The sequence below is a fragment of the Pantoea sp. A4 genome (genome assembly GCF_000295955.2).
Classification (GTDB): domain Bacteria; phylum Pseudomonadota; class Gammaproteobacteria; order Enterobacterales; family Enterobacteriaceae; genus Pantoea; species Pantoea multigeneris.
Genome location: NZ_ALXE01000002.1, coordinates 54,935 through 80,972, shown reverse-complemented (window position 1 = coordinate 80,972; position 26,038 = coordinate 54,935). Strand labels below are relative to the sequence as shown.

Sequence of the window (26,038 nt, the reverse complement as noted above, 5' to 3'; positions counted from 1 at the left end):
ATGTGTTATGTTAAGGATGAGGCAACAAGGCCGTTTTCCTCGATGTGAGGGCACGAAATCTCAGTGACATGACGAAGAAGAAGAGTAAAAACTTTACGCAGAACGATCGACTCTATCGCTGAAAAAGGAGCAGTTTTAATATTTAAACTCATTTCTTTATCAAAAAGGAGTCTGAAGTAAAACCACTCTTGCGGATAAAGTTGATATGTAATATCAAGAAAAATCTTATCGGGGTGACAAACGTCATTAAGCGTGAACAAATTATTAATTTGTGGGTAGAAACGTCCCAAACGGCCACACCAAACCACATCCTCACAGGATAACGCGTTAACACCACTTCCTTTAGTGATAACTTCCGATAAAAGTGCATAAAAATGCCCCCTACAATTAGCTTCAAGAGAAAATAAAGATGAGACCAAAGGAGGGGCTTCATTTAAATATAAGCTATCGATACCAAGGATATCCGAATAGATTGCCACTTCTCTGCAAGAGCAAACACAACCATCATGAAAATAAAGACAATCTCCACTTGAGTCGAACCATGATAAGTGTATTTGTGACAAAAAAAAACGAACGCTATTTTGGGTTAATACGTTAGTCATTTTTATTTTTGACTTTGCAGTTTATTATAAATAGTCCGAACAGTAACTGCCAATTCTTCAGCGACCTCTTTCATATTACCATCATACTTTTCGAGGCAGCTGTTTATGACAGACCGTTCAAAAACGCTTACTCTTTCTTTTAGTTTTTTTATTCCAGTGGGTGAAATCGGTTGTGAAAATATCGGCAACCCTAAAGAAAACCTATCTGCACAGGACTTTAGCTCCCGAATATTACCTGGCCATGAATACATCAGCAAAGCATCTTCAACCTCAGCTGTAATGTTCGGAGGATGAACCCCATTGATGCAAGAGGATGATTTAAGGAAAACCTTGAACATAGGCAAAATAGTTTCAGCACGTTCTCTCAGTGGAGGTATGTTAACCTTCAAAGTCATGAGGCGATAGTACAGATCCCCTCTAAATAAACCACTCTGAGTAAGATTAAATAAATTACGCTGAGATGATGCAATGACCCTGAAGTTAAGTTGTAATGTTTTTGTGCTACCCAAGCGTTGTAAGGCACGCGTTTCAATTACCCTCAATAATTTGACTTGCAAGTGTAAGGGCAAACTATCAATCTCATCCAGATAAAGAATGCCATCATGTGCTGCTTCAACATACCCAACCCGACTATTTGTTGCGCCAGTATAGGCTCCAGCAACAGTACCAAAGAGCTCACTTTCAATTAGTGTGTCAGGAATAGCTGCCGCATTAACAGCCACGAAGTCTCCCTTAAATTGTTGTTGCTTATAGATGTTATAGGCAAGCGTATCCTTACCAGTACCCGTTTCACCCTGAATAAGGATATCATGATACGACGAGTATAATGCGTGTTTGAGCTCTTCGTTGTCGAAGGAAATTAATGGATTTTGAATAGTCATCACTCAACCAAAAATAATAATAAAATTAACAAAAATTCATTTAATGATCTATAAATCCATGGGTGAAATCATAGCATCCAACTTAAAATACCATCCTGGAAATAAATTTCCTCCAAGCCTCGTCTTTAAATAGCAACTCATTAAATAATAAAAAACTCATTTTTAGATGATAACAACAAAAGTTAGTTATTTGAGAAAACGAACAAATTTGAACTCATTCCTTTAGACAGCTGATTCAATGGCCAGGCAGATACAGCCAGTACATTAGAGGAAGGGCAGTTAATTCGCTCAAGATAAATTCTCCTCTTACCACTGTTAGTTAGTGAGTATACAGTTAACTTTATTTCACCATCGGAAAAAACTCTTGTGCCATTCAAAAAGGACACTCCAGGAGGGAGTATGCAATGATTAGACCTGTTTTCAATGTCATTCAACCTTTTTAGGGAGGTTATTTTTCTTGAATACATAAACTCTGCCATTACAGACTCAATTTTAGTGCGCTTTTCTGATTGAGCTTTAATAAGGTGGGTCTTATTATTCATATAAGCATTCAAGTAATTCCCTTCCACGATCCTGAATTTATCCGCAGTTGACTGATCACCAATTATTTTAGGTGTTATTATATAATAGCGATAACTAAAACTTTTTTGATTGGTTTTTTGCTTAAATAAAAAACCAGCTAAGGGAACATCTCCTAAAACAGGAACTTTAGATGTACTACTATCAATTCTTGTTGAGTTAACCCCCCCAAGAACCAAAGGCTGATTTTCCAGAAGTGTTGCTTGCGTTTTTATTTCAGCCACTTTTTTACTTGCTGAAGAACCATTGTTCTCAAAATTAACGTCTCCGTCTTCAAGGTCGACTGACAATTGGATAGTTCTGGGGGAAGCAAAGCCCAATTCACGTGGTGTAACCCTTAAACTCGTACCGCTTACTACAGGCAGAAAACTTGCAACACGTTCACCGTGCACTGGTAGATATAAGGTTTTACTGAAATCAATAATTGCTGGGCTATTTTCAATAGTGAGCACCGAGGTATTCGCCGTTAGCTTTATCAGACCTTTATCCTGGTAAGCTTTAATTTTAGCAAAAAAATCTTTTCCATTGCTAATGGAAATTTTTTTTGACGTGGTATTTCCTCCCGAAAAAAAATGTTTCCCATCTGTGAAAATGGCCAAGTCAGCACCAAAATCCTGAGAAACGCTTTCATTAACCTCAATAATCATGGCGTTAATTTCAAACATTTTCTGTGGACGATCGAGCCGGTTAATAAGAGATTGGTAATAAGAGCGTCTTTTAATGTTATCATAAATAATAATGCTATTTCTTGCCACATCTTCAGCTACACGAACCCGTTTACCTGATGTAGTCTTGTTAGCGGAATTCGAATTAAAGAATCTTTTAATCACTTTATCCTGAATAGCTACCGTATCGTCTAAAGCATCAACACTGCCATTCAAAAACTCACTAATCTCTGCTGTTTCCACATGGTCGTTATTATTTAATGAAGGATGAACCGGGAGTTCAGAGGAAAGTAATGGTGATATATCACCCGTTATTTTTTTTAGCAATGTAGCAACGCCCGGAATGACAGAGTTTTGCTGCCTAAAACTCATTTTACGGTCAGACGCAGAAGCATACTTTAACTCAAATACCATAGGAACATATTCATCATGTTGAGCAAGTATTTGTCCTGAACCGATAAAGCCAATAATCAAATTAACATACTGCTCCGGACCAGAAAGGCGAAGCGTCTCACTATCGGAAATATACTCCCAACCAAATTTTTTATTTTTCAACCCTAAGCTATCAAGATGATTAGATAACTCAAACAAGCTTGATTTAGTTACGGATACATCTTGTTTTACACGATCACTTTTATTGCTAAAGTAAAGAGTGTCATTATAGTAGAACCAGTCTAGATCGAATTCAATTTCAACTCTCTCAAGTAAACTAATAAAATTATTTACCTGGAAGTTTTTGTGTATTATTTTATTGGGAATATCATCGAAGGAAGTTCTGACATTATAGCTTCTGGCAGCATTGCTTAACATATCTTCAAGAGATTGGTTATGACTTTTATAGTAATATTCACCGAGCTTCCAGTTAGAGGGAATGTTGGCCTTTGAATAAGAAACAGGAATAAATGCCATTACTATAGAAAAGGCTAAATGATATAATTTTCTCATAAATATTTGTCATTGAAAGTGCACATTATTCCTGTCCCTGCCAAAAAAAATGGCAGGGATAGGCTTAGTTAATTGACCAGTTTGCAGCCTTGCTGGAGAAACTGTTCATAGTATTTATGCTAGCATTTGTTGCACCGTTGATTGCACCTTTGGCGGCATTTTCAACGCCTTTTATCATAGACCATGTTTGAATACCACTAATCGCTCCTTCAGCCATATTGTTTGTCATAGCATTTTGACCAACTGAAGCCATACTACTCGGCAGACCTGCAAGTCCCGCTAAGCCACCAAGAGCATTGGTTAACATTCCAAATGGGTTCATTTTTACCTCATATTAGTGTTTATAAATCCCTAAGATAGTGACTTTAGAAATAAAAAAGTTCATCACTCGATCAATTTATAGACTCAAGTATTTTTTTCTGTAAAGTAAAATTCATTCCTGAATATCCTGATCGAGCGTTAAATGTGTTACTGGCATTTAACAGTGCAAATTGAAAATCAACTGCCGCTGAAGGAGAAAGCGGATTATCACGCCTCGCAGCTAGAGCAGAATTTATATTTTCATAAGCTGTATTGAATGATTCATTGAGTACTTCATCAATACGTTTGACCGAGCCAACAGAGTTTGAACTCATTATTTACCTCTTCTCATACAGGTTGTATTATCTTATTAGCATTGGTTTCTGTTAACTGACGATAAATCATTGCAATATCACGCAAGTAAATATTGGGGATAGAGTCTCCTACCTGGTTTTCAAAAAAAAGTCGTCTGGTAAGTTGAACATTACAGATCACGGGTATTTTTTTCTCCCTGGCAAACTTGATTAACTCTTCTGCTTCAAAAGATTCTGCAATAACAGAAATAACAGGTACAGCAGTGATACCGATACGATAATAAATTCCAACTGCATAATGAGTCGGATTAGTAAGCAATGCATCAATGTTATCAACATCACTTTTTTGTGTCACAGACGGTGCTGGGCTATCATTTGCCCATTCTTGTGCTAATGAACGACGTTGCCCTTTCACCAAAGGGTCGCCTTCATTTTGCTTATATTCCTTTTTAATATCATCAAGGCTCATACGTTGCTGCTTCATAAAAAAATACTTCTGGACAAGGATATCGAGCAATACGATGAAACACAGTACAATGCTAATTGCTCTGGTATATTTCTTTAGTGTTGCTAATACGATAGAATGGAAAACGTTCAGATCATGATAAATCGCTGTCACGAGGTTGTTCAAAATTTCCTTAAATAATAAAAAAAATAATAACAGCAACAATCATCATCCTAATGACATTGAGCAAAAGCATAGTCAACTGCTTAGCAGACAATGTATTTTTAATCTGCTTGAAAGGATCAACATTACTCATCTTTGGTGAAATTGAGTGAGTAGAGAAAAGTGGTCCAAATTGCATCCATGCACAACTAATACGTAGAATAATAACTAACGAAAGTGTAATGGCTATGATCTTAACAACTGTGATAATTGAGATATTAAATAACGAAGATGAAAAACTTTCGTTATCAACAACGTTATATGAGATCGTCTCATATAACATGAGTAAAAGATCACCCATGACCCATTCTGAAGTAAGGTAGACACACTCGGTTAGCATTATAAAAATCACTATCTTATAGAGATCCTGACTTTGTGCTACCTGCCCTTTTCTTTTGGCTTCTTTCAACTTATGCGGGGTTGCTTTCTTATTCTTCTCTGCCACTATTACTCACCTCCGACAAAAGATTTTATAACCTTAGCAACATCTACAAAAATCTCGCTCATTAAATCACGATATATAAAAAGCATAATTATCACTATAAATATACCCACAAGACATTTAATCGGAATTGCTATCATATTCACCTGTGCTTGTGGTGCTAAAACATTCAAAATTCCACTAGCTAAATCTATGAGCATCAATACAACCACTATTGGAGCAGAGTAAAGAATAATAATGGAAAGATAATGCTTTATGAATTGTAACCATTCTTCAAATTTTTGTGAGGATAAATCAGGGAGAATTCTGTCAATGGGCCAAATGCCATAACTGCTCATCAAAACATCCAGAATAAAATAAAAACCAAAATTTATAATGATTGTTATTCCAAGCAGGGTTTTAAAGAAATACCCTAAGGGAGTAAAATCATCCTGACCAAGTGCGGTATTGATTTGCCCTCCCATAAGTGTTCCTCGTTGATTATCTATCAATCCACCGCATGACTCAACAATCCAAAAAGGAAGAGAAACCATAACACCTATAATAACGCCTTTAATCATTTCTGCCATTACTATACTGGCAATATCATATATCGATAAATTATCTACACTTATGCTAAATTTTGTTAACGGAGTTATAATAATAGCAACAGAAATGACTAATGAAACTTTTAGCTTTCCCTTTATTAATCCAAAAAGGAAACATGGAATAAATGCCATAAATGCATAGGCCCTTGCCATGCTTATCGCCAGAAATAAAAGTTCCCCAGAAACTATTTCAACAAAATCGATATATAAAACATTCATTGATAAGAAATAAACTCAAGGATTTCTCTGGTATATGTTGTAAGTTCTTCCTTATACCAGGATGCACTATAGTATAAAGTTAATGATGCACTGATCAGTTTGAGGAAGAAAGGTAAAGCCTGGTCCTGAATTTGCATCATTGCCTGAATTAGAGATATAACAATCCCGATGATGACTGTGACAGAGATTACTGGTAGTGATAAGGAAACCACTAACCACAACCCCATTGATATAAGATCAAATAATTGCATATTAATGATAGCTATTAAATATTGCATCCAAAAGAGCTGCCCAACCATCAACCATAATAAATAAAAGTATTTTTAGTGGTAGCGAGACTGTCATTGGTGAAACCATTTGCATCCCTAATGCCAGTAATACTGCAGAAACGATTAAATCAATGACCAAAAATGGTAAAAAAATCAGGAAGCCAACTTTAAAAGCGCGTTGTAGCTCAGACATCATAAAGGAAGGCACAAGAATAATAAGATTATCCCTATCCATTTTATCGGTATATTCAACAGGCCATATTTTCTCAGAAGACGATATAACTTGCGAAATAACATCGAGATCAGTATTCTTTTGCATAAACAACCTTAAAGGTGAAATGAATAGATTTAGTCCTTCTTCTGTTATTCTTTCATTTTCAGTAAAACCATCTGTGTAGTTATACATTTTTTCTAATGTGGGTGCCATAATGAATAATGTCGCAATAAGCCCTATAGCATAAAGAGCCATGTTAGGTGGAACTTGCTGTACTCCCATTGCATTACGAGTCAAAATTAATATAATTACAATTTTCAGATAGCAAGTACAGGTTAATACCACAATTGGAATGAGTGATGCAAAAGCAACAACTCCCATCAGGAATAAAGGGTTATTGAGATCCATCGATATCATCATTATTAAAAGTATCTACATCAAAACCCAAACTTGTAATTAGAAATCCTATGCCGATATTACTCTCTACAAGTTCACCAGTACCAAGATAGCGATCTTCATGCCACAGCGTCGCTTGCGATGGATTAGAGTTGCAAAGTTTAATAATGCTCCCTTCACTTAACTCACTCAATTCCTTAAGTGATAAACACACTTTCCCATATCTTATGGTGAGCGTTATATTAATATTTGAAAGTTCAAGCTTACCCATTTTTATGTTCCGTTAAATAAGATATCATCAACTATAAAAGTGCTATTTTCAGTAGTATCGATTACACCAGTCACTCTTAACTTATCAAATAATAGTGCGCCATTTCCATCAGTCGAAAAGTTCTGTTGCGAAGGGATAATAAGCACCCCCGGCTTCAACATCGATAACGCACTAACAGGAAGAGTATGTGTAGCGATATCAACAGGGAATGAAACAGGAATGTTTAATTTTCTTTTTGTACTATAAAATTTATGAGTGTTATTTTTAATCATAGAAAGCAGGATCTTGTACGAAAAATACACGCTCCCTACGATTGTTTCTTTATTTATTTTGCACTCCACCTTTGCACAAACCCAACCCGAGGATAAACTGCTATTGCAATGTGGCTTAATATACCCCAATAGATTTCTAGCGTTTACATGCATCTTCAGATTATATAGCTCCCAGTGTTTATCACTCATCTCACATGTTATTTTCCTTTCAGTAAGCCCGTACTCAGAAAAAATATTCAAGCTATAAAAACTTAGCTCGGTGGCAAAATCCCCATGCATACATGTGTAATAAGTGACTCCATCCCCGGGGCTATCATGACAAAAATCAGAAACTTTTAAGCAGTCATCCATTTCTTCAGAAGACAAAGAATACATTACTCTGCCTTGCAGCTTATTTCTGATTATAAATTCATCATTTGTAACTTTCCTTAACTCAATCATTTTGACTATTTATTTCAATCAAAAATTCGATTTTCTTCTCAGATTTACACACGGATATAATGGTTTCATCAACATCATTAATCTCACTCATCAAGATATTTTCCTCCTCAATAACATGCTGAATATTGGTTTCATTCAACCTGATTTTTTCTAGCAACATACCTCTATGTGCACTCATTACCTGTATACTCAGTTTGCATGATTTTAACGGTGCGTCTTTTGTGGCCAGATCGTCTGAATAAGTTCTGTAAATAAATGAAAACCTATCTACATTTTCTTTTAAATTTTCCATTTCCTTAACTTTATCGCCTAACTTTTTATTTAAAAGATTTCGCTCTCTATCTAGTATGGAGACTCGTAATCTTCTTAACCTTATGAGTTTTCGTAGTTTTTCATCCATAATCAATAACCCCTTCTCTTGTTATTTGGTCAAGATTGAATTGCATCTCATCCCATTCCACGGGTTGCCTGTTACGTTGCTGTAAAAAACAATTGAGATTTATTTTATTATTAAGAGCTTGATCTGTATCTTCGTCATACCCATGTTTATACTCACCTACTTGTAATAAAAACTCCACTTCTTCAATACAAGATAGTTGCTTCCTTATGTGCTCTGCTTTTCGCTGATGCTCCTTATCTACAATATTACTCATTACTCTGCTGAGACTTTTATTAATATCAATAGCAGGGAAATGCCCCTGATGAGCAAGCTTTCTACTTAAAATAATATGGCCATCAATGAGAGCGTATCTCATCTCCTATTGGGTCTGTTAGTTTATCTTGTTCAATTAGTACTGAGTAAAATGCCGTAATTGATCCTATTGAATTTAACCCTGTTCTTTCAACCAGTGCTGGCAGTGCAGTATACACTGAGGCAGGGAGTCCAGAGGCGCCGATAGGTTCGCCGATTGCAATGCCAATTTCTCTTTGTGCGCGTGCAAATCGTGTTACTGAATCCATAACGAGGAGTACATCTTTGGCTTGATCACGGTATCCTTCTGCAATCGCAGTGGCGGTGTATGCCGCTCTGGCACGTTCCATACTCGTCTTGTCTGAAGTTGCACATACCAGTACCGTTTTAGATCTTAGCGTTTCGTCAAACTCATGGAGAAGAAATTCATTAACTTCCCTCCCTCGTTCACCAATCAAAGCCAATACAATCACATCGCACGGTGCATTACGCATTATCTCAGCCAATAAAGTTGTTTTACCACATCCTGCACCGGCAAAAACCCCCAGCCTTTGCCCTTTCCCTGCTGTCAGACATGCATCAATAGCCCGTATTTTTGTTGGCAAGACTTCATCAATACATGGTCTTTCCACAGCTAGAGGGGCTGCAGAAAATACATCCACGCCAGTACCTGACATCTCTGGTAACCATAATGCATTTTTATCACTCTCGCTTAGTGGCCGGCCAAACCCATCAACCTTATTCCCCAACAAGCCTAGCGAAGCATTAATTTTATGCCGACAACCCAGCTTTTTTACCAGTGCTCCCACACTTAACCCCTTAGCTTCACTCAGCAATAATAACTGAGCGATACTCTCCGTAAAACCAACGACTTCAGCAAGGGCTTCACAATTATCTTTAGTATGGATAGTGCATAGTTCGCCAATTTGCGCATTCCTGATTGTGGCTTCAATGACTATGCCTTTTACACTAGAAACTCGTCCAAAAACCTTAATGCATTTCCTGGCATCCATTGTTTTTATATAACTCTCAATATTACCTTCCATAATGGAATCACCTTAATTTATCTTTTCAAAGTCTACAGTTGTCATATTGACCGACTTTAACCGCCAACCGTCCAACTCATCTCCAACAAAAATATAACCATTATCAACAGTAACAACATGAGCAGGATTTGAAGAGACGACCTGTTTTATATCAAATGGGGTAGTCGATACTTCTCTGAAAGTAGTTTTATCGTAGATTTTTTTTTGGAATTTTTCCTGGTACAAATTAACCGCTTTATTTTTTCGGTTAATTTGCTCAAACAACAGTTCACCTTCAATTATAAAACCATCTGCACTATCAACAAGCTTTACGTTTTGATGTAACTCATAATCTCTTAATGTTTTTCTGAACCAAACAAACGCGTCATTTTCTGATAAAGTACCGTCGACTAAAGCAACTCTTTCTGAATTTGAGCTTTCGACATCATTACCCTTTCCATCTCGGGCAGTAAAAATCAAGAACAATCCAAACAACACTATGTTTAAAATTATAACAACCGACTTCCTGGATCTAAAAACCGTGACAGGACTGACAGATGAAAGCAATTTATCATCCCAATCACCCGTTGTTAGTTTAATTACATAGTGGTCGTCTTGAATTTTAAACACCTTATTATCATAAATTAACTCTTTCCTACCTGAAACAGGATCATCAAGAATCCATCCCTCACTCTGTTTATCTAATGTAATCGATTTTTTTTGATCACCAGATATTTTTATATAGATATCAGCGTTAACATCATTACCTATTAAATGTTTTCTTTTTGTAAGAGGAAAAGCAGCCCCCATGTTTAGGCCGGAGAGAACACGTAGCTCAAATAACATTTTCACTCCTCAGTATTACCGTACTGAAGATCAAGACGGCCATAAATATTGAGTTTCACATCAGAAATCAACTCCGCATAAGATATGATTCCCACATGATTAAAATCATTTTGCACTAACCTTCTCATAGGTTGGCGCAAGTCATTCGCGACAATGATAACAACCTGAGGGTCTGATTCTTTCTTGACGTGTTGATCAAGTATGTTTTTAATAACTTGAGCCTGTTCAGGTTCAAGAGAGAAGAATATCTCCTGTGGTGTTTGCCGCATCAAGTCACGAAGGTAATATTCAGTTTCGCTAGTCAATAACCAGGCATGGAGTCCATCATCTGCACTATATTCATAGCAAATATGCTCTTTAAGTTGAATTCTCACCATATCAACTAACATATTACAATCTCTTTCATACTGCCCATGCTCAAGCAAAGCCTCGGCAATCGCAATCACCGGGCGGATAGAAATCCTTTCTGATGCCAATAACTGTAACACTTTATTAATTGTTGCTACGGGTAAAGTTTTTTGTAATTCTTTAGCCAGCTCTGGCTTTTCACTCGCAAGCCAACGCAATATTAATGCGGTTTCCTCATAACTAAAAAATACATAACCATTTTTATAAAATGCTGTTTTCATCCTATTTATAATAAGTTGCTTTTGGCTTGTGATTGCTAGTGATTTTGGTAGATTATCAACTACACTTTGCTCAACCCAAACATAATCCTGCTCCTGCCTTCTCTCACTGCCCTTCAGCCATTCTTCACCCTGCATATAGATTTCCGCATCACTCTTCTGAACAGCAATCAGACCATTGCCAAATGAAGCTATCACCAATGGTACTTCATGAATGAGGAACCTAAATTCATCTTCAGCAATGCTATCCAGATATTGTATGTTTAGCAGCGGATGGGTTACTCCTTTCTCAGCGACAATACTATTCCTAAGTTTTTTTATTTCATTAATTAAATCCTGAGTCTCTTTCTTCCCTTCTTTTACACGAGAGAATTGTATTAAATATATTTCAGTTGTATTAAGAACAGTTTTGTCGTCAACATAATCCATTCTGCTTTCATCTACAGCTTGTTGTTTTTTAAATTTATTTATGAATATATGTATTTTGCTTTTAGTTGAAAATAACATCATCAGTAAGGCCAGAACCAGAAATGGAACAGCGGGCATTCCCGGAATTAATGAGAATACAAGCGCACCTAACGCAGAAACCCCCCATGCTTTGGGTTGATTAGCCAGTTGGCTTACCAAATCCTGACTGACATTATTATTTTTCTTTTCGCTAGCATTAGATACGCGTGTTGTCATCACACCGGCACTTAATGCGACCAGCAATGCAGGGATCTGAGAAATAAGACCGTCACCAATTGTTAAAACTGAATATATTTTCATGGCATCACCGGCACTAATATCATGCTGTGAAACACCGATAGATATCCCGCCAATAAGATTAATAAAGAGGATGACAATTCCAGCTATCGCGTCTCCTTTCACGAATTTTATTGCGCCATCCATCGCACCAAAGAGCTGGCTTTCTGTAGTCAGTTCCTGCCTCTTTTCTTTGGCCTGGTCGACATTTATTAAATTATTTCTCAGGTCACTATCAATTGACATTTGTTTGCCGGGCATTGCATCAAGTGTAAACCTTGCAGCCACTTCAGCTACGCGCTCGGCACCTTTGGTAATAACGAGAAAGTTAACCAGTGTTAATATCAAAAATATTATAAGCCCAACAGCAAGATTCCCTCCCACTGCAAAGTTACCAAATGCAGCTATAATATCCCCACCATCTTGATTGAGAAGTATCTGTCGAGTGGTAGAAATTGATATAGCAAGCCTGAACATAGTGACAAGCAATAGTGCACCAGGAAAACTGGTGAAGTATAGTGGCTTAGGCACATACATGACAACAATCATCAACAATGCTGACATACAAATATTTATTGCAATAAGCACATCTAATAAACCCAATGGAATAGGCATCATTAACATGAATACTATTCCAAGACAAAATACAGGGCCAATTGCTTCAGACTTCAGAAGAAAAAGATTCAAGTTATTATTCCCTGTCACTACTAAATATTATGCTATCAAGAAAGCTCATTTTATTATTGTTCTCGTTCTTAGCTCTATATGCTTTCATGATATTACTCATTTGGTGTAATTTTTTTAGCCTGTACTCCTGGTTTTCCCATAGTATCATCGGCTGTTTTTTTAACCCATGGTATAATTTCATTTGTTGTGGCTGTGAACTTTCAATATTAATCAGCAGCAGTAGCTCATGGTAATTTATTTTATCACTGCTATTTTTCATAATTTTTAGTAAAAGGACAGCAATTGTTGAGTTTGAGATTTCACAAGTGGATGTGTTTTTTTTGACAGGGAAGACTTCATCAAGAAGATAGATCATTCCTTTTCCACTTTGTAATAACGAAACGTCTCTTTTTACCTTTCCAATTATCGTATTTGAGAGATAGCCAGTTACACGATAATCTCTCATTAAATTTTGGTGCATTATTTCAATTTTTTCAATAAATGGAATGTCACTTCGCACTGTTAACAGTGCATCCATTAACTTAAAACTGCCTAATTCATCATCTTCAAAGTGTTGATAATTCTCAGCCAACATACTTTTTATATCAGCTTCTTCTTCATCTTCTATTTGACTTACGGCAGATATTTTTTTAACGACTGAACTCTTTTGGGTGTTTTTCCCAATTGAAGATATCGCTGTGTGACGTTCTGATTTCCCATTGGCTTTACGTGTTACACCCTGTTTAGGAATGTCTCGATATGTATCGATGATATTATATAAAACATTCAGCCCATGAATGCGTAATATTTTTTGTCTTTTATTTTTTGTTCCTTTATCCACACCCTTTTCATGCTTCATCTCAATAGCTTGGCGAAATCTAAGAGCAGCAATTTCTTCTTGCGCCTGATGCATAACATGTAAACTATCTTTCGTTATCTTCCCATTTTTTTCTGAGTTCAGCCAGGAAGTAGGTAAAACATGTTCAATCTTATTCATATTCTCCCCCAATACTTCCGAGTTGGTGACACCACTTAGCCGATAGTTCAGTCCTGAAAAAAATGTATATCTATGAATGCTTTTTCTTAGCTGTAGATGGAACTTCTGAAAAAAATGACAACAGCTTGAGCCAATTTTTTCATAACAACTTGATAATCAATGGCTTATTTTTTATAAACAATGGCACAACTCTTGCTGATGAGAATATTCATACAGAAGGAGGAACCATGACAACTCACACAGACACACCCGTACATTTTGCAAACTTTAATTGGGATAAGTTCGTTAAGGAAAACTCTCAGTTCTTATACTACTTTATCCTTAAACGCACATCCTTTATTGAAGATATCCCAGATATCATCCAACAGACTTTACTAGAGTCATTTGCTAACCGAAGTAAATTCAATGGTCAATCAAAGCCTGAAACATGGATATATGGCATTGCTCACAATCTGACATTGAACTTTTATCGTAGACGAATAAAATACAGAAACGAAATTAATGATACCGACTTATTAGAAAACCATATTGATGGTGATAATTTTGCCGAGTCACTTTCATTACAGGATGAGTTAGAAAAAATTTTTGTCTATATAGAAACACTTCCTGATACCCACAAAGATGTTTTCAATATGATTATTAATAAAAGTTACAGTTACGAAGATGCTGCAGATGAACTTTCTATCCCTGTAGGAACCATTCGATCAAGATTATTTTCAATACGCCAAAGATTAAAGCTATTGACTAACACTTGATCTCATTTCCACCGGGAATATCATTTCCCGGTGGATGTAATCTATCCATGTTGCACAATGATATTAAAGCATCCCAGCTTATCCAGAGGTCTTCATCTTTAGTTATCAATCTCAACTCATATTCGCTACAGTCACTATCGACTTTCACCTGCCACTGATTAATCTCTAATACATTTAAACAATCTCTAATTTTTTTCTCCTGCTTTCCATGACACCTTAACACTGTTGGTTCGCCTTCCAGAACTTCCAGTGTCAGGTGGGAAAGTAATGTTTTTATTTTTTTTCGATCCGGAGCTTCTTTCATCAATTTATGTATTACTTCAAATACCATTTCCTGAGATTTTTTTTGTAAATATATTTTCTCGTTCTCTATTTCCTCAGACCATCTTTTTATTAGCTCTCCACTTCTCTCCAAAAAATCAATTGACTGTTTTTTAGTTTCAGCCTGCCTCTTTTTTTCTTCTCGATGAGTCGCTTCAATTTCTTCTCTCTCATGGTTTGTCCATCGTAAATTTATCTCATCCTGACAATTAACTTTCTGCTTTTTTATAAGCTGCTCTGTTTCATACAACAAAAAATCACAGTACTCCATTGTACTTTTTATCTTATCGTTATCACTTTCTATAACATTAAAATCCTCTTCCGAAAAAAAACCTCCCTCATAATTGTACTTATCAGATATAAACAAAACCCGTTTACAACCAAAGACGTTACCCTTCTCACTTTTCATCTTTCACTTTCACTTTCACTTTCACTTTCACTTTAGAGAATTTATTCATATAAAACTTTATTGCAAACCATGAGAGAAATAAAATCCACAGTAACATCAAACCGTAAACAACCATTCTTTCATTATCCGTTTCTTTATTCTTAACATGCCCCCCATTTTTTATCGGCTCATCATGCTGGGAAAAAAATACGACTGAAACATCGTTATATTTAGTTTCACTTAACCCCGGAATGGAATTTGCCACTAACTTTTTCACTCTGGTTTCTATGCCCTCTATGTCCAGGTGCTGCTTATGTTTGATAAATACGGAAGCAGATGCGGGTTGCCATGAAGTACCCGGAGCAAGCCTTTCAGGTAAAACAATCTGGACCCTAGACAAAATCACACCATCAATTTTTTCCAGTGTTTCTTCCATTGCCTGTGATAATGCATATACATATCTAATCCTCTCCTCCATAGTACTTGAGACGATCCCCTCCTTTTTAAAGGTGTCACCTAAAGTTGCTCGCTTTTTTTTCGGATAGTCGTCTTCTTTTAATATCTTTAATGCATTGGCTAAATCGTCACTTTTCACCGAAATAGAATACCCTTCTTTTTCTATCCCCTTTTCCGCTAACAAACTATTTCTTGCAAGTAGGACAATAACATCATTAGCCTCTCTTTCACTTAATCCACGATGTAGTTCAATTTTTTTATCGCACCCAGTGAGCAAAAACACAACAAATATAAGCACAAGCTTGATCATTGCATACTCGTTAACTTCTCAATTGATTGAACCCCTTTGCCAATCACTTTTGCTGTCAGGTGGTTCAGAATGTAGTACTCTCTTGCAGCTCCAGCAGCTGCGGAGAGATCCTGAACATTTGCTGAAACAGCGGAACGCTTAACTTTATCTTCCATATCACGACGTTTATTTTCATAAAAAGTGGTTAAGTTTCTAGTTGGATTATCTTCAGAAACCATTTTACGAAAATCATATCCCGCTAATTCGAGTTCATAGCTTGTTTCTTCGTTGAGTTTTTCAATTCCCTTGTTAAAACTCTGCAAACCTGTGGCTTTGTTTTCTATGTACATCACTTACCCTCTGGTTAGTATACTATACTCATTATTATCATTACGAAGTTCCGGAGCCCACCATATTTTTACTACTCCCTCCTTCTCTGGGTTATCAATTGAACACTGCCCGCTAATACAAACATCTTTCCTTGAAATACAACTTGTAAGCAAAAGGCATAATAGCAATCCATTAATAGCTGATTTTATTAATCGCATTGTCACTTCTCACAAAAATGTTACTTTTGATGTGGGAGATAGGTTTGATTCAGTGTTATTTTATCGAAAATAGTTCACTGGAATGTCTGATTTACGATCTGCCTCTGAATTCATCAAGATGGCTTTCGATTAATAATATCTTTCCTTTCCCTGTCCTACAGTTCTGGTTAATATGGCAGTCATCTGCAGCTTGTACGGGTCTTCGGCATCGTCAACGCTGCCCACCATTAAATCTGATGACAATCCCAGCGAATGAGTACTCAAAACAACCTCAGCGATCACACCCCCATGATGCAGCAATACCTGCGTCTGAAATCTGAACACCCAGACATTCTACTGTTCTATCGTATGGGGGATTTTTATGAGCTGTTTTACGATGACGCTAAACGTGCTTCTCAACTGCTTGAAATCTCACTTACCAAGCGTGGCGCTTCAGCGGGCGAGCCCATCCCCATGGCTGGCGTGCCACACCACGCTGCTGAAAACTACCTGGCTAAGCTGGTACAACTCGGTGAATCTGTTGCGATTTGTGAACAAGTCGGTGACCCCGCATTAAGTAAAGGGCCAGTAGAAAGAAAGGTGGTGCGTATTGTCACGCCGGGCACCATCAGTGATGAAGCACTGCTCCAGGAACGGCAGGATAATTTACTGGCCGCGATTGTTCAGGGGCCTCGCGGTTTTGGCTATGCCACACTAGATATCAGTTCTGGCCGTTTTCGTCTTAGCGAACCTGCTGACAGTGAAAGTATGACGGCTGAACTGCAGCGGACCAATCCTGCTGAGCTGCTGTACCCAGAAGATCTGGCTGCGATGGCATTGATTGAACAACGGCGTGGTCTCCGCCGTCGCCCGCTATGGGAGTTTGAGATCGATACGGCACGCCAGCAGCTAAATTTGCAATTTGGCACTCGTGACTTGATCGGTTTTGGTGTTGAGACAGCACACCTTGCGCTCCGTGCGGCGGGTTGCTTGCTGCAATATGTCAAAGATACTCAGCGTACTGCCCTGCCCCACATCCGCAGTCTGAGCATGGATCGTCAGCAAGACAGCATCATTATGGATGCAGCGACCAGGCGAAATCTTGAGATCACGCAAAACCTTTCTGGTGGAATTCAAAACACGCTTGCCGCCGTTTTAGACAAAACCGTGACGCCTATGGGCAGCCGTATGTTTAAACGCTGGCTGCACTTACCGCTCCGTGATGCCAACGTAATCAGTCAACGCCATGATACCGTTGCCGAGCTGCAATCGCTTTATGAAGACTTCCAACCGCTGCTACGCCAGGTCGGTGATCTTGAGCGTATTCTGGCACGTTTAGCATTACGAACCGCACGCCCGCGCGACCTTGCACGCATTCGCCATGCTTTCCAGCAACTACCGCTGTTGAATGCCGGACTGGCTTCCGCCAGCACACCACAGCTGGTGCGCCTGCGTGATGCTATGGGTGAGTTTGCTGAGCAGCGAGAGCTGCTGGAGCGTGCAATTATTGAAGCACCACCGGTGTTGATTCGCGATGGCGGTGTCATAGCACCAGGCTACAACGAAGAACTGGATGAATGGCGCGCGCTGGCTGATGGGGCGACTGACTATCTTGATAAGCTAGAGATTCGTGAACGTGACAAACTGGGTCTGGATACCCTCAAAGTGGGCTTTAATGCCATTCACGGCTATTACATTCAGGTGAGTCGTGGCCAGAGCCATCGCGTACCAATTCACTATGTGCGCCGTCAGACGCTGAAAAATGCCGAACGCTATATCATTCCCGAGCTGAAAGAGTATGAAGACAAGGTACTCACGTCCAAGGGTAAAGCGCTGGCGCTTGAAAAGAGCCTGTATGATGAACTGTTTGATGCTTTATTACCGCATCTGGAAGCCCTGCAACAAAGCGCGTCAGCCCTTGCAGAACTTGATGTGCTGGCAAATCTCGCTGAACGCGCCTGGACGTTGAATTACAACCGTCCGAAGTTGCAAGATAAGGTCGGCGTTAAGATTATCGCCGGGCGTCATCCGGTGGTAGAGCAAGTGCTCAAAGAGCCTTTTATCGCGAATCCACTGACGCTTAGCCCACAACGCCGCATGTTAATCATTACCGGCCCGAACATGGGCGGTAAAAGTACCTACATGCGTCAGACTGCACTCATCACTCTGCTCGCCTGGATAGGCAGCTTTGTTCCTGCCGATGAAGCAATCATCGGCCCTGTCGATCGTATATTTACCCGAGTGGGTGCAGCTGATGATTTGGCGTCAGGCCGCTCAACCTTTATGGTTGAAATGACTGAGACGGCTAACATCTTGCATAATGCAACAGAGAATAGCCTGGTGCTTATGGATGAAATTGGCCGTGGTACCTCAACCTATGATGGATTGTCACTGGCCTGGGCCTGCGCAGAGAGTCTGGCTAATCGCATCAAAGCGTTAACGCTGTTTGCGACGCACTATTTTGAGCTGACAACGTTGCCAGAGAAGATGGAAGGAGTGATTAACGTCCATCTGGATGCTGTGGAACATGGGGATACGATCGCCTTTATGCACAGTGTCGAAGAGGGAGCAGCAAGTAAGAGTTATGGCCTTGCCGTTGCGGCTCTGGCTGGGGTGCCAAAAGAGGTGATTAAACGTGCTCGCCACAAGCTCCGTGAGCTTGAAACGCTTGCTAACGGTCATGCTGCTTCAACGGTTGAAGGATCTCAACTCGCATTGCTGGCTGATGCACCTTCACCGGCAACTGAAGCGTTGGAAGCCCTCGATCCTGATTCGCTAAGCCCACGTCAGGCGCTGGAGTGGATCTATCGCCTTAAATCTTTGCTGTAATTTAGCCATAAAAAAAAGCGGTGGTTTTCACCACCGCTCTCGATTCGACGACGCTTAACGCAGATTATTCGCGGAACAGCGCTTCAATGTTTAGCCCCTGCGCCTGCAAAATCTCACGCAGACGACGAAGACCTTCAACCTGAATCTGACGAACCCGCTCGCGAGTTAAGCCAATTTCCCGGCCTACGTCTTCAAGTGTTGCTGCTTCGTAGCCCAGCAGGCCAAAACGGCGCGCCAACACTTCACGTTGCTTAGCATTCAGCTCGAACAACCACTTAACGATACTTTGTTTCATATCATCATCTTGCGTGGTGTCTTCCGGACCGTTGTCTTTTTCATCGGCCAGAATATCAAGCAGCGCTTTTTCTGAGTCACCGCCCAATGGAGTATCAACAGAAGTGATACGCTCATTCAGACGCAACATGCGACTCACATCGTCAACTGGCTTATCTAACTGCTCGGCAATCTCTTCAGCACTTGGCTCATGATCAAGCTTGTGTGAGAGTTCACGCGCGGTGCGCAGATAAACATTCAGTTCTTTAACAATGTGGATTGGCAGACGAATAGTTCGGGTTTGATTCATGATCGCCCGTTCAATGGTCTGTCGAATCCACCAGGTTGCGTAAGTGGAGAAACGGAAGCCACGTTCTGGGTCAAACTTCTCGACCGCACGAATCAGCCCCAGATTGCCTTCCTCAATCAGATCCAGCAAGGCCAGACCACGATTGCTATAACGACGGGCAATCTTAACCACCAGACGCAAGTTACTTTCAATCATTCGACGGCGAGAAGGAATATCGCCTCGTAATGCACGACGAGCGAAGAAGACCTCTTCTTCTGCTGTCAGCAGGGGAGAATAACCAATCTCTCCCAGGTAGAGCTGCGTCGCATCCAACACACGTTGTGTTGCACCCTGCGACAGCAGTTCTTCTTCTGCTACATCGTTATCACCAGGTTCGTTTTCAACAAGAGCCTTCTCATCAAAAACTTCAGCTCCGTTCTCGTCGAATTCCGCGTCTTCATTTAACTCATTAACTTTCAGCGTATTCTGGCTCATAAGCGGCTCCTACCCGTGATTCCAAGGCAGAACAACTTGGTTCTGCCGGATTATCGCTGCGGTAAATAACGCAACGGGTTAACGGATTTCCCCTTGTAACGAATTTCAAAATGCAGTCTGACAGAGCTGGTTCCAGTGCTACCCATGGTAGCGATCTTTTGACCCGCTTTAACTTCCTGTTGTTCCCGGACCAGCATCGTGTCGTTGTGGGCATAGGCACTCAGATAATCATCGTTATGTTTGATGATAATAAGATTACCGTAGCCACGTAGCGCATTACCTGCATATACCACCCTTCCCGATGCGGTGGCGACAACAGGTTGACCACGTGAACCCGCAATATCGATCCCTTTGTTTCCACCTTCCGAGGCAGAGAAGTTATCGATGATCTTACCTTCGGTTGGCCAGCGCCAGCTACCCACTGGGGTTGAGCTGTCCGTTGTGCTACTTGCCGTTGGCGGTGCGGTTACCACTGGAGCTGTTGTCGTTGCAACATTTGCTCCTCGGGATGGCAACAATTTACTACCACCCGTGTCATCTGAATCTTCAGAATACGTAATAACAGGTTGCTGTGCAACAGGGGCTGTATGAATTTGCGTCGTTTCAGGCGGTGGCGTCACGCCCTGCTGACGGGCATCTGCGGTGGTGATGGCATTGCCTCCGGTGATCGGTTGTCCGCCACCGTTTTCAACCTGCAAAACCTGCCCGGCATTCAAGGAGTAAGGCGCGGAGATGTTATTACGCTGAGCCAGATCGCGGAAATCATTGCCGGTAATCCAGGCAATATAGAACAAGGTATCACCACGGCGAACGGTATAAGTATTGCCGCCATAGCTACCTTTCGGAATATTCTGATAGTTGCGGTTGTATACTATTCGACCATTTTCCGTTGTCACATTATTGTTTTCGCTAATCATTCCGCCTTGCGCAGGTACGGAAGATGAAGTTCCGCTTAGCATTCCGCCTCGGGAAGGGGTCGCTGGAACGCCTCCACTTAGCATCCCACCACCCTGGCGCGGAATGCCGGATGAATTGCCAGAAAGCATACCTGACTGGCTCATGCCTGAGTTGTCATTTACGCTGCTGATGGGCGCCTGGGTATTATCCCCAGAGCTACACCCTGCCAGCCAAAGCGTTACCAGAGAAAGCGCCGCAATGCGGCGTAACTGAAATGTTGGGCTTCCCGTGCTCATTAATCCCCCGTGATGACACACCTGGATGACTCTGATTTGCACCGCAAGGCAGCACAAAGCGCTGCCTGAGGTCACAAAATATGTGTTTTACATGTATATGGAAGGATAGTAGCAATATCAACTACGTGGCGCTATGGGACAGTTGTGAACAAGTACGAAGTGATTCAGGCCAAGTCACCCTGAACCAGAGGTACAAAACGTACCGGTTCGACTATCTCTTCCAGTAGCACATCCTTCTGCCGACGCAGGCGTTTCAGCACCTGCTGATCCTCGCCCACCGGCAGCACCATGATGCCATTGTCAGCCAGTTGCGCTATCAGTGCAGTCGGAATTTCAGGGGGAGCGGCAGTGACAATAATAGCGTCAAATGGGCCACGTGAAGCCCAACCTTGCCAACCATCGCCATGACGAGTCGAGATATTGTGAAGATCTAACTGCTTGAGCCGCCGCTTGGCTTGCCATTGCAGCCCTTTGATGCGCTCTACCGAGTACACATGATCAACCAGATGAGCCAGGATTGCCGTTTGATAACCGGAGCCGGTGCCAATCTCCAGCACGCGTGACGCGGGATGAAGCTCCAGTAAAGAGGTCATCCGCGCCACCATGTAAGGCTGAGAAATGGTTTGCCCGGAACCGATCGGCAACGCGATGTTTTCCCAGGCTTTATGCTCAAAGGCTTCGTCGATAAATTTCTCACGAGGCACTTCCGCCAACGCTTTTAGCAGGCTTTCATCTTCAATGCCTTGCAAACGCAGTTGTGCCAGCAGCGTTTCGACGCGCCTGCTTACCATGTCTGCGCAACCCCAGATTGCTGTAACCACGCGTCAAGCTTGTCCTGGGCAGCATGCGCCGTGAGATCCACATGCAGTGCGGTAACCGAGACATAGCCTTCGTCAATGGCGGCAAAATCCGTTCCCGGTCCTGCATCCAACTGGTTACCTGGCGGCCCAATCCAATACAGCGTATTACCACGAGGGTCCTGCTGACGTATCACCTGGTCAGCGGGATGACGACTACCACAGCGGGTCACGCGAATACCTTTGATGCTCTCAAGGGGCAAATCGGGCACGTTGATATTGAGAATGCGGCCAGTGCGCAAAGGCGTGTGCACCAGCGCGCGAAGCAGCGTGCAGGTTACCGCAGCCGCCGTCGCATAATGCTCATGTCCATTCAGGGAAACCGCCAGCGCGGGCAAACCAAGATGACGCCCTTCCATAGCCGCAGCCACCGTGCCGGAATAGATGACATCATCACCGAGATTAGGTCCCGCGTTGATGCCTGACACCACGATGTCAGGGCGTGGCTGCATCAAGGCATTAACGCCAAGATAAACGCAGTCAGTGGGCGTTCCCATCTGTACCGCTATATCGCCATTTTCATGGGTAAAGGTGCGTAATGGCGTCTCTAACGTCAATGAGTTCGAGGCACCACTGCGATTACGATCGGGAGCAACAACCTGCACTTCCGCAAACGTGCGTAGTGCCTGTGCTAACACCTGAATCCCAGGTGCATGAATACCATCGTCGTTACTCAGTAATATCCGCATCGTTACCCACATGTTGAACAATTTCACGCACTACGCTGGTAGCAAAACTACCGGCAGGTAGCCAGAACTGTAGTGACAGAGTAGAAGCATCCAACCACTGCCACTCCATATCACGCGGCACCACCAACATAGCCCGACGAGCAGCATCAACCCGCTCACGTTCCAAAAGCTTAATCAATTCGTCACTGTCTGCCAGGGTCTGCTGCTCAAACTGCAATACTGCCCCGGTCGTTCCCCACTCGCCTTTGCCCGGCAGCGGAGCCGTGATGCGCAATTCCTGTTGCTCAACCCGCGCCTGTACCTCTGCTAGCTCATCAGGCTGTGCGACAAACCAGCTGCCGCGTCCAGCCAGTTGTACTGCATCACCGGCCAGCACCCGCTCTGGCCCATAATGTTGCAGCCTGGCACTGCTCGCCTGGTTAAACAAGGCACTGCGGGCCGTTGAGAGCAACAAGCCTTTTTTATTACGATCGCGCGGCTGGAACTGACCCTCGGCCCATTGGCGCACCAGTGACAGATTATTGCCGTCGCGGCCAAAGCGTTGTTCACCAAAATAGTTTGGCACACCACTCTGGCGAATAAGTTCAAGTCGTTGTGTGACTTCATCCTGCCCGGATATATGGCGGATCACTATCCGAAAATGATTCCCCGCCAGCGCACCGATACGAATTTTACGTTTGTGACGAATCACCTGCAAAATTTCGACCCCTTCCAGGGCGAATCCGGTCAAATTCGGCATCCCATTGCCGGGGACGCGGAAGCAAAGCGTTTGCTCCGTGACGGCATGCCGGTCTTTCATCCCGGCGTAGCTCAGCTCACGCGCAGAAACACGCAAATACTTTGCCAATGCCTCAGCCACAAAGCGGGTGTTATTGCCGGTTTTGCGAATGCGAACCAGCAGCTGCTCACCTTCACCATCCGGGGCATACCCCAGATCTTCTATCACCACAAAATCTTCCGGTGCACTTTTCAGTACGCCAGTCGCGCCAGGCTGTCCATGCAGGTAATGCAACGGTATCATGCCTCATCAACCTTAAATAACAGTGCGACAGCCTCGCAGGCAATCCCTTCACCACGTCCAGTGAACCCCAGTTTCTCTGTGGTGGTGGCTTTGACGTTGACCTGGTCCATATGGCAGCCCAAATCTTCAGCGATGTTGACGCGCATCTGCGGCACATGTGGCAACATCTTTGGTGCCTGAGCGATTAGCGTGACATCGACATTCCCGACGCGATACCCTTTCTGCTCAATACGACGCCAGGCTTCGCGCAGCAAACCACGGCTATCAGCCCCCTTATAAGCGGGATCGGTGTCCGGGAAGAGCTTGCCAATATCACCCATGGCCACGGCCCCTAACAGCGCATCTGTCAGCGCGTGCAGCGCAACATCGCCATCCGAATGGGCAATAAACCCCTGGTCAAAGGGAATCCGAACGCCACCAATCACCAATGGGCCTTCCCCGCCAAAAGCATGCACGTCAAAACCGTGGCCAATACGCATTATGCGCTCTCCTTTAACTGAATCTGAGATAGATAGAATGCCGCCAACGCGAGGTCTTCCGGGCGGGTGACTTTGATGTTGTCGCTGCGACCGGCAATCAACGCCGGATGATAACCGCAGTACTCAAGCGCGGAAGCTTCGTCGGTGACGTTAGCCCCCTCTTGCAATGCGCGCTCAAGGGAAGTCAGCAGAAGCTGATGGGGAAATAGCTGCGGCGTCAGTGCGTGCCACAACTGTTCGCGATCGACCGTGTGGGCAATGGCAGCCTGGCCCGGTTCGCCGCGTTTCATGGTGTCACGGACGGGGGCTGCCAGAATCCCGCCCACTTTGCTCTGCTCACGCAGCGCAAGCAGCGCGTGTAAATCTTCCGGATGCAGGCACGGACGTGCGGCATCATGCACCAATACCCAGTGAGCATGCTGGATAGCGCGCAGCCCTGCCAGCACCGACGTTGCTCGCGAATCACCGCCTGTGACCACAGTAATACGGGGGTCCTGAGCCACTGGCAACTGAGTAAATTGCGTATCTTCCGGGCTTAAGGCGACAACCACCCGGCTCACCGCAGGATGGCGGAACAGACAGGCAATGCTGTGTTCCAGAATGGTGTGTTGACCAATAGTCAGATATTGCTTAGGGCAAGCCGATTGCATACGGCTGCCGATACCGGCCGCCGGGACAACGGCGACCACATCCGCAGAGGATACGAGGTTATTCATGGAGTTATCGTGGCTGATTTTGCGCAGCTTGTTGCGCATTGCGTTGATTCTGGTCAGGCACGAGGCGATAGAAAGTTTCACCGGGTCTGATCATACCCAGCTCGTTACGCGCGCGCTCTTCGATCGCCTCTGACCCACCGTTAAGATCGTCAATTTCAGCGAACAGTTGATCGTTACGCGCTTTTAATTTGGCGTTATTCGCCTGTTGTACCGCAACGTCCTGATCGACGCGCGTGTAGTCGTGAATACCGTTTTTGCCCAGCCATAATGAATACTGAAGCCAGCCAAGCAGCACCAGTAGCAGTAACGTCAGTTTTCCCATTCCCGCCCCCTGAAAAACCGCTCAATCATCCCATAACTTTGCAGAAGACTCCACAGCAGCGGAAGAAATGGTGGCAAAGGACAACTGTATGCGCAAAAAAACCGCGCCGCTTCGGGTAAAGTTTTGTAACTGCCCGATGCGTTTGGTCATCACCCCATCACCATCCGGAGAGGAAAGAGAACAGGAGCCAGAACAGGCAGACAACGATGATTGCCGTTGCAATTGCCGTCCAAAACAGATGGCCACGCAGGAACATACTACAGGCGATGCCGATCAAGACCGAGACAGGCAGCAGCGCGAGGAAGAACGGCCAGGTATAGAGGAAGAAGAACAGCGTGTTTGAACCGTACAGCAGGAAGGGAATTGCTAACGCACACCAGTAAGAGAGAAAGCCAATCACGCCTCCGGGCAGGGAGGAGCGAGACTCATCCTGGGAGCGGTCGTCTTTGCGAGCCAGCATTGGGGTAACGTTCTGCATAG

At 42.5% G+C, this 26,038-nt stretch carries 30 protein-coding genes and 1 pseudogene; 2 read left to right on the top strand and 29 right to left on the bottom strand.

Features of this window, described 5'->3' with window-relative positions; translation table 11 throughout:
- Positions 1-5 precede the first annotated feature (5 nt).
- The 17 genes and pseudogenes from B880_RS26525 to B880_RS0101040 all read right to left on the bottom strand — a co-directional run bounded on the left by B880_RS26525 (position 6) and on the right by B880_RS0101040 (position 13,659).
- On the bottom strand, positions 6-602 hold the full coding sequence (locus B880_RS26525; RefSeq protein ID WP_157060484.1) for a hypothetical protein: 597 nt from the start codon (positions 600-602) through the stop codon (positions 6-8).
- 2 nt (positions 603-604) lie between these two features.
- Positions 605-1,483, bottom strand: coding sequence for a sigma 54-interacting transcriptional regulator (locus B880_RS0101110; protein WP_017345544.1), 879 nt, complete (start codon positions 1,481-1,483; stop codon positions 605-607).
- A 182-nt stretch (positions 1,484-1,665) separates the two neighbouring features.
- Positions 1,666-3,672 carry a secretin N-terminal domain-containing protein gene (locus tag B880_RS0101105; RefSeq protein ID WP_017345543.1) on the bottom strand — a complete coding sequence of 669 codons (2,007 nt, stop codon included), beginning with the start codon at positions 3,670-3,672 and terminating at the stop codon, positions 1,666-1,668.
- A 64-nt stretch (positions 3,673-3,736) separates the two neighbouring features.
- Entirely contained in the window at positions 3,737-3,994 is a 258-nt protein-coding gene (locus B880_RS0101100) for a hypothetical protein (RefSeq protein ID WP_017345542.1), read from the bottom strand.
- Positions 3,995-4,064: 70 nt separating this feature from the next.
- Positions 4,065-4,307 (bottom strand): hypothetical protein, encoded by a 243-nt coding sequence (locus B880_RS26520; protein WP_157060483.1) that lies wholly within the window; start codon positions 4,305-4,307, stop codon positions 4,065-4,067.
- 13 nt (positions 4,308-4,320) lie between these two features.
- On the bottom strand, positions 4,321-4,905 hold the full coding sequence (locus B880_RS27210) for an EscU/YscU/HrcU family type III secretion system export apparatus switch protein (protein ID WP_272947528.1): 585 nt from the start codon (positions 4,903-4,905) through the stop codon (positions 4,321-4,323).
- A 19-nt stretch (positions 4,906-4,924) separates the two neighbouring features.
- The gene (locus B880_RS27205) at positions 4,925-5,398 is read right to left on the bottom strand and encodes an EscU/YscU/HrcU family type III secretion system export apparatus switch protein (protein ID WP_026042348.1); all 474 of its coding nucleotides are present in this window, start codon (positions 5,396-5,398) and stop codon (positions 4,925-4,927) included.
- Positions 5,399-5,400: 2 nt separating this feature from the next.
- Positions 5,401-6,135: a flagellar biosynthetic protein FliR gene (locus B880_RS0101080; protein WP_192841062.1), complete on the bottom strand. Its 735-nt coding sequence runs from the start codon at positions 6,133-6,135 to the stop codon at positions 5,401-5,403.
- Between the two features lie 62 nt (positions 6,136-6,197).
- Positions 6,198-6,452: a type III secretion system export apparatus subunit SctS gene (gene sctS, locus B880_RS0101075; protein ID WP_017345539.1), complete on the bottom strand. Its 255-nt coding sequence runs from the start codon at positions 6,450-6,452 to the stop codon at positions 6,198-6,200.
- Position 6,453: 1 nt separating this feature from the next.
- Complete coding sequence (gene sctR / locus B880_RS0101070) at positions 6,454-7,065, bottom strand: type III secretion system export apparatus subunit SctR (RefSeq protein ID WP_036645071.1); 612 nt, start codon at positions 7,063-7,065, stop codon at positions 6,454-6,456.
- A 13-nt stretch (positions 7,066-7,078) separates the two neighbouring features.
- A complete protein-coding gene (locus tag B880_RS24495) occupies positions 7,079-7,351 on the bottom strand; it encodes a FliM/FliN family flagellar motor C-terminal domain-containing protein (RefSeq protein ID WP_017345537.1) in 273 nt (90 codons plus the stop codon).
- A gap of 2 nt (positions 7,352-7,353) precedes the next feature.
- A complete protein-coding gene (locus B880_RS0101065; protein WP_157060481.1) occupies positions 7,354-7,998 on the bottom strand; it encodes a hypothetical protein in 645 nt (214 codons plus the stop codon).
- A 58-nt stretch (positions 7,999-8,056) separates the two neighbouring features.
- Positions 8,057-8,464, bottom strand: a complete 408-nt coding sequence (locus B880_RS0101060; protein WP_017345535.1) for a hypothetical protein — start codon at positions 8,462-8,464, stop codon at positions 8,057-8,059.
- Positions 8,457-9,689: pseudogene (locus B880_RS24490) on the bottom strand (hypothetical protein). Before B880_RS24490 ends, B880_RS0101060 begins: the two are co-directional and overlap by 8 nt.
- 124 nt (positions 9,690-9,813) lie before the next feature.
- Positions 9,814-10,626 (bottom strand): hypothetical protein, encoded by an 813-nt coding sequence (locus B880_RS0101050; protein WP_017345532.1) that lies wholly within the window; start codon positions 10,624-10,626, stop codon positions 9,814-9,816.
- A 2-nt stretch (positions 10,627-10,628) separates the two neighbouring features.
- The gene (gene sctV, locus B880_RS0101045; protein WP_017345531.1) at positions 10,629-12,683 is read right to left on the bottom strand and encodes a type III secretion system export apparatus subunit SctV; all 2,055 of its coding nucleotides are present in this window, start codon (positions 12,681-12,683) and stop codon (positions 10,629-10,631) included.
- Between the two features lie 4 nt (positions 12,684-12,687).
- Positions 12,688-13,659 (bottom strand): hypothetical protein, encoded by a 972-nt coding sequence (locus B880_RS0101040; protein ID WP_017345530.1) that lies wholly within the window; start codon positions 13,657-13,659, stop codon positions 12,688-12,690.
- A gap of 62 nt (positions 13,660-13,721) precedes the next feature.
- On the opposite strand from B880_RS0101040, the gene B880_RS0101035 reads away from it, so the two are divergent.
- A complete protein-coding gene (locus tag B880_RS0101035) occupies positions 13,722-14,414 on the top strand; it encodes an RNA polymerase sigma factor (protein ID WP_017345529.1) in 693 nt (230 codons plus the stop codon).
- Here B880_RS0101035 and B880_RS0101030 read toward each other — a convergent pair.
- The 3 genes from B880_RS0101030 to B880_RS0101020 are packed head-to-tail and all read right to left on the bottom strand — an operon-like array spanning position 14,404 to position 16,218.
- Entirely contained in the window at positions 14,404-15,144 is a 741-nt protein-coding gene (locus B880_RS0101030) for an HrpE/YscL family type III secretion apparatus protein (protein WP_017345528.1), read from the bottom strand. The genes B880_RS0101035 and B880_RS0101030 overlap by 11 nt on opposite strands.
- On the bottom strand, positions 15,134-15,889 hold the full coding sequence (sctJ, locus tag B880_RS24485) for a type III secretion system inner membrane ring lipoprotein SctJ (protein ID WP_017345527.1): 756 nt from the start codon (positions 15,887-15,889) through the stop codon (positions 15,134-15,136). Before sctJ ends, B880_RS0101030 begins: the two co-directional genes overlap by 11 nt.
- On the bottom strand, positions 15,886-16,218 hold the full coding sequence (locus tag B880_RS0101020; RefSeq protein ID WP_017345526.1) for an EscI/YscI/HrpB family type III secretion system inner rod protein: 333 nt from the start codon (positions 16,216-16,218) through the stop codon (positions 15,886-15,888). The genes sctJ and B880_RS0101020 overlap by 4 nt, the downstream gene beginning before the upstream one ends.
- 450 nt (positions 16,219-16,668) lie before the next feature.
- On the opposite strand from B880_RS0101020, the gene mutS reads away from it, so the two are divergent.
- Entirely contained in the window at positions 16,669-19,224 is a 2,556-nt protein-coding gene (mutS, locus tag B880_RS0101015) for a DNA mismatch repair protein MutS (protein ID WP_026042346.1), read from the top strand.
- A 64-nt stretch (positions 19,225-19,288) separates the two neighbouring features.
- Here the strand turns inward: mutS and rpoS are convergent, their stop codons facing one another.
- The 9 genes from rpoS to B880_RS0100965 all read right to left on the bottom strand — a co-directional run bounded on the left by rpoS (position 19,289) and on the right by B880_RS0100965 (position 26,036).
- A complete protein-coding gene (rpoS, locus tag B880_RS0101010) occupies positions 19,289-20,281 on the bottom strand; it encodes an RNA polymerase sigma factor RpoS (RefSeq protein ID WP_017345524.1) in 993 nt (330 codons plus the stop codon).
- 50 nt (positions 20,282-20,331) lie between these two features.
- Positions 20,332-21,474, bottom strand: a complete 1,143-nt coding sequence (nlpD, locus tag B880_RS0101005; protein ID WP_026042345.1) for a murein hydrolase activator NlpD — start codon at positions 21,472-21,474, stop codon at positions 20,332-20,334.
- Between the two features lie 164 nt (positions 21,475-21,638).
- Positions 21,639-22,265: a protein-L-isoaspartate(D-aspartate) O-methyltransferase gene (locus B880_RS0101000; protein ID WP_017345522.1), complete on the bottom strand. Its 627-nt coding sequence runs from the start codon at positions 22,263-22,265 to the stop codon at positions 21,639-21,641.
- Positions 22,259-23,020: a 5'/3'-nucleotidase SurE gene (gene surE, locus B880_RS0100995; protein ID WP_017345521.1), complete on the bottom strand. Its 762-nt coding sequence runs from the start codon at positions 23,018-23,020 to the stop codon at positions 22,259-22,261. Before surE ends, B880_RS0101000 begins: the two co-directional genes overlap by 7 nt.
- Entirely contained in the window at positions 23,001-24,038 is a 1,038-nt protein-coding gene (gene truD, locus B880_RS0100990; RefSeq protein WP_026042344.1) for a tRNA pseudouridine(13) synthase TruD, read from the bottom strand. Before truD ends, surE begins: the two co-directional genes overlap by 20 nt.
- Positions 24,038-24,520 (bottom strand): 2-C-methyl-D-erythritol 2,4-cyclodiphosphate synthase, encoded by a 483-nt coding sequence (gene ispF / locus B880_RS0100985; RefSeq protein ID WP_017345519.1) that lies wholly within the window; start codon positions 24,518-24,520, stop codon positions 24,038-24,040. Before ispF ends, truD begins: the two co-directional genes overlap by 1 nt.
- Positions 24,520-25,236: a 2-C-methyl-D-erythritol 4-phosphate cytidylyltransferase gene (gene ispD / locus B880_RS0100980; protein WP_026042343.1), complete on the bottom strand. Its 717-nt coding sequence runs from the start codon at positions 25,234-25,236 to the stop codon at positions 24,520-24,522. The genes ispF and ispD overlap by 1 nt, the downstream gene beginning before the upstream one ends.
- 4 nt (positions 25,237-25,240) lie before the next feature.
- Positions 25,241-25,558, bottom strand: coding sequence for a cell division protein FtsB (ftsB, locus tag B880_RS0100975; protein ID WP_017345517.1), 318 nt, complete (start codon positions 25,556-25,558; stop codon positions 25,241-25,243).
- A 157-nt stretch (positions 25,559-25,715) separates the two neighbouring features.
- Positions 25,716-26,036, bottom strand: a complete 321-nt coding sequence (locus tag B880_RS0100965; protein WP_017345515.1) for a DUF3561 family protein — start codon at positions 26,034-26,036, stop codon at positions 25,716-25,718.
- Between the last annotated feature and the right edge of the window lie 2 nt (positions 26,037-26,038).

Coding starts and splice junctions, on each gene's coding strand:
- B880_RS26525 (WP_157060484.1), bottom strand. CDS start 602: ATGACTAACGTATTAACCCAAAATAGCGTTCGTTTTTTTTTGTCACAA.
- B880_RS0101080 (WP_192841062.1), bottom strand. CDS start 6,135: ATGGCAAGGGCCTATGCATTTATGGCATTTATTCCATGTTTCCTTTTT.
- B880_RS0100965 (WP_017345515.1), bottom strand. CDS start 26,036: ATGCAGAACGTTACCCCAATGCTGGCTCGCAAAGACGACCGCTCCCAG.
- B880_RS0101030 (WP_017345528.1), bottom strand. CDS start 15,144: ATGAAAAGTGAGAAGGGTAACGTCTTTGGTTGTAAACGGGTTTTGTTT.
- sctJ (WP_017345527.1), bottom strand. CDS start 15,889: ATGATCAAGCTTGTGCTTATATTTGTTGTGTTTTTGCTCACTGGGTGC.
- rpoS (WP_017345524.1), bottom strand. CDS start 20,281: ATGAGCCAGAATACGCTGAAAGTTAATGAGTTAAATGAAGACGCGGAA.
- B880_RS24495 (WP_017345537.1), bottom strand. CDS start 7,351: ATGGGTAAGCTTGAACTTTCAAATATTAATATAACGCTCACCATAAGA.
- B880_RS0101035 (WP_017345529.1), top strand. CDS start 13,722: ATGTATATCTATGAATGCTTTTTCTTAGCTGTAGATGGAACTTCTGAA.
- B880_RS26520 (WP_157060483.1), bottom strand. CDS start 4,307: ATGAGTTCAAACTCTGTTGGCTCGGTCAAACGTATTGATGAAGTACTC.
- B880_RS0101040 (WP_017345530.1), bottom strand. CDS start 13,659: ATGAATAAGATTGAACATGTTTTACCTACTTCCTGGCTGAACTCAGAA.
- B880_RS0101100 (WP_017345542.1), bottom strand. CDS start 3,994: ATGAACCCATTTGGAATGTTAACCAATGCTCTTGGTGGCTTAGCGGGA.
- B880_RS0101065 (WP_157060481.1), bottom strand. CDS start 7,998: ATGTATTCTTTGTCTTCTGAAGAAATGGATGACTGCTTAAAAGTTTCT.
- B880_RS0101105 (WP_017345543.1), bottom strand. CDS start 3,672: ATGAGAAAATTATATCATTTAGCCTTTTCTATAGTAATGGCATTTATT.
- ispD (WP_026042343.1), bottom strand. CDS start 25,236: ATGAATAACCTCGTATCCTCTGCGGATGTGGTCGCCGTTGTCCCGGCG.
- sctR (WP_036645071.1), bottom strand. CDS start 7,065: ATGGGAGTTGTTGCTTTTGCATCACTCATTCCAATTGTGGTATTAACC.
- B880_RS0101000 (WP_017345522.1), bottom strand. CDS start 22,265: ATGGTAAGCAGGCGCGTCGAAACGCTGCTGGCACAACTGCGTTTGCAA.
- nlpD (WP_026042345.1), bottom strand. CDS start 21,474: ATGAGCACGGGAAGCCCAACATTTCAGTTACGCCGCATTGCGGCGCTT.
- mutS (WP_026042346.1), top strand. CDS start 16,669: ATGAGTACTCAAAACAACCTCAGCGATCACACCCCCATGATGCAGCAA.
- sctS (WP_017345539.1), bottom strand. CDS start 6,452: ATGCAATTATTTGATCTTATATCAATGGGGTTGTGGTTAGTGGTTTCC.
- B880_RS0101060 (WP_017345535.1), bottom strand. CDS start 8,464: ATGGATGAAAAACTACGAAAACTCATAAGGTTAAGAAGATTACGAGTC.
- B880_RS0101110 (WP_017345544.1), bottom strand. CDS start 1,483: ATGACTATTCAAAATCCATTAATTTCCTTCGACAACGAAGAGCTCAAA.
- B880_RS0101020 (WP_017345526.1), bottom strand. CDS start 16,218: ATGTACATAGAAAACAAAGCCACAGGTTTGCAGAGTTTTAACAAGGGA.
- ftsB (WP_017345517.1), bottom strand. CDS start 25,558: ATGGGAAAACTGACGTTACTGCTACTGGTGCTGCTTGGCTGGCTTCAG.
- B880_RS0101050 (WP_017345532.1), bottom strand. CDS start 10,626: ATGTTATTTGAGCTACGTGTTCTCTCCGGCCTAAACATGGGGGCTGCT.
- surE (WP_017345521.1), bottom strand. CDS start 23,020: ATGCGGATATTACTGAGTAACGACGATGGTATTCATGCACCTGGGATT.
- ispF (WP_017345519.1), bottom strand. CDS start 24,520: ATGCGTATTGGCCACGGTTTTGACGTGCATGCTTTTGGCGGGGAAGGC.